The sequence below is a fragment of the Marinobacter sp. bablab_jr008 genome (assembly GCF_016464145.1).
Classification (GTDB): domain Bacteria; phylum Pseudomonadota; class Gammaproteobacteria; order Pseudomonadales; family Oleiphilaceae; genus Marinobacter; species Marinobacter nauticus.
This window is the reverse complement of the sequence record NZ_JACDWW010000091.1, coordinates 1-1,836: the sequence shown is the minus strand read 5'-3', so window position 1 is coordinate 1,836 and position 1,836 is coordinate 1. Positions and strand designations below refer to the sequence as shown.

At 53.4% G+C, this 1,836-nt stretch carries 3 protein-coding genes; all 3 read left to right on the top strand.

Translation table 11 applies throughout. From position 1 onward, the window contains the following. The first annotated feature begins 407 nt into the window (after window positions 1-407). The 3 genes from JIF53_RS18840 to JIF53_RS18830 all read left to right on the top strand — a co-directional run bounded on the left by JIF53_RS18840 (window position 408) and on the right by JIF53_RS18830 (window position 1,730). A complete protein-coding gene (locus JIF53_RS18840) occupies window positions 408-716 on the top strand; it encodes a hypothetical protein (protein ID WP_228285638.1) in 309 nt (102 codons plus the stop codon). A 111-nt stretch (window positions 717-827) separates the two neighbouring features. Further along, the gene (locus JIF53_RS18835) at window positions 828-1,121 is read left to right on the top strand and encodes a hypothetical protein (RefSeq protein ID WP_094625679.1); all 294 of its coding nucleotides are present in this window, start codon (window positions 828-830) and stop codon (window positions 1,119-1,121) included. 99 nt (window positions 1,122-1,220) lie between these two features. Next, window positions 1,221-1,730, top strand: a complete 510-nt coding sequence (locus JIF53_RS18830; RefSeq protein ID WP_094625678.1) for a DUF411 domain-containing protein — start codon at window positions 1,221-1,223, stop codon at window positions 1,728-1,730. Window positions 1,731-1,836: the final 106 nt, after the last annotated feature.

Genomic DNA, 1,836 nt, shown 5'->3' with positions numbered 1-1,836 from the left:
GAAAAATCTCGCGGCGGGTTTTACGCTTCTTGGTCTGGTACTCGGCTTCGGAGAAGGTGATCTGATCCATGGTGGCAACGAATCCTGTGCAGTTGACGATGACCGTATTATCGCTGATTTTGAGACTTATTCAGAGCCTCCTTAAGAAAATAACGTTGAAGCAAGGTTTAAGGTCAAGGCTTTTATCAGAATGGCCAAAGTGAATTCACCTTGGGCCTTTGGGTATCGATGGCGTTGTATCATTGAAATAAAAACTGCTAGGATTTGGTGAACTGAAAGACGAGCTGTGTGTCACAGCGTTGAACCTTTACAGCTTGGTGCTTGGAATCAGGATGACCGCAACAACCCGCCAATTTATTTCCGCGCTGCTATCACTGCTTCTGGTGATAAGCGGGCCGGCATTGGCTATGTCCAAAATAGCGGACAGCGACGCGGACACTGCGATGCCGGATTGTGGTTCCATGATGATGGCTCAGGCTGAGAGCGCCGGCTCCTCAACAGATACTGAAACGGATTGTTCCTCAGCCCCTGACATGGCCTGCCCGAGCGCCAGTGGGCTGATCAAATGCGGGGTCAGCGTCAGCGTTGCCCTGTTACCGGGGGATTCCATCGGTTTTACCGATACGGGCTCCCACCCGGTATTGACCGCACGATCAACCTTCTACCAGGATCCGTTCCTGGCCTCTATTACGCCTCCTCCAGAACACCACTCCTGAGTTTTAACCCGGATTTTTGCCTCTAGGAGGCAAGCTCTTTAACGTTAATTCTTACAACAAAGTCTCGTACTTCCGTCCATCCGTAACGAGACTTTAACTGGAGTAAATCAAATGCGTAATTCAAAACTCAAGCTTACCGTAACCGCCGCCGTTCTGGCAGGCAGTGTTGCCCTCTTCTCTGCCGTTGCCCACGGCGAAGGCGCCGGCATGATGGCCGGACACTCCGAGCAGAATGGCATGATGTCCTCGCAAGGCACGGAGGGTATGGGCGGCATGATGGGGATGATGAACATGATGTCCGATATGTCCCCTGAAGACCGTAAAGCCATGACCGCAGCGTGCATGAAGATGATGCAGGCTCATGGTGGCGATGGCATGAAAGACAAAGACACCGGCACCAAATAACCATTTGGACACCCTCATGAACTGAAGCTATGGGCCGGGGATGCATGTGCATCCCCGAGCCCTGCACTGCATATAAGCGATTCCAACCGAGGATTTTCCATGAAGACCATGAAACTCGCCCTTTATACGGGTATAGCCGCTGTCGTTATCGGCGCTGGCGCCACCTTGGCCATCCAGGCCAACGAATCTGACCAGTCATCGGTTGCGCAAGCCGAGAGTGGAAAGACAGTTCAGGCCATCACCATTTACAAGAGCCCCAATTGCGGTTGCTGCCAGGACTGGGCCGAGCACCTCGCGGCCAATGGCTTTGAGACCCGCATCGTTGAAACCGACAACCTCAATGAAATCAAGCAAGAGTACGACGTACCCCGAGATATGGCGTCCTGCCACACTGCGCTGATCGGAGACCTGGTGATTGAGGGCCATGTGCCGGCCAATGACATCGTCGCCTACCTTGAGGACCCGCAGTTCAATACGATTGGGCTATCAGTGCCGGGCATGCCCCATGGCACCCCCGGCATGGAAACCGGCCGGAAGGACGATTACCAGGTCATCGCTTTTAATGCCAATGGCAAGCAAGGTGTTTTCCGTGAACACAAGGATTACTGAGGTCAGCCCCATGAAAACGATGGTTTACCGCCTGAATTCTGGCGTTTCCAGGCTTTTCCTGTTCGCGTTGGTTGCCGTCATGCCGGCCCTGGTTCAAGCCGAGTCT

Excerpts from the sequence above, each read along its gene's own strand:
- JIF53_RS18835 (WP_094625679.1), top strand. The coding sequence starts at position 828 with ATGCGTAATTCAAAACTCAAGCTTACCGTAACCGCCGCCGTTCTGGCA.
- JIF53_RS18830 (WP_094625678.1), top strand. The coding sequence starts at position 1,221 with ATGAAGACCATGAAACTCGCCCTTTATACGGGTATAGCCGCTGTCGTT.
- JIF53_RS18840 (WP_228285638.1), top strand. The coding sequence starts at position 408 with ATGTCCAAAATAGCGGACAGCGACGCGGACACTGCGATGCCGGATTGT.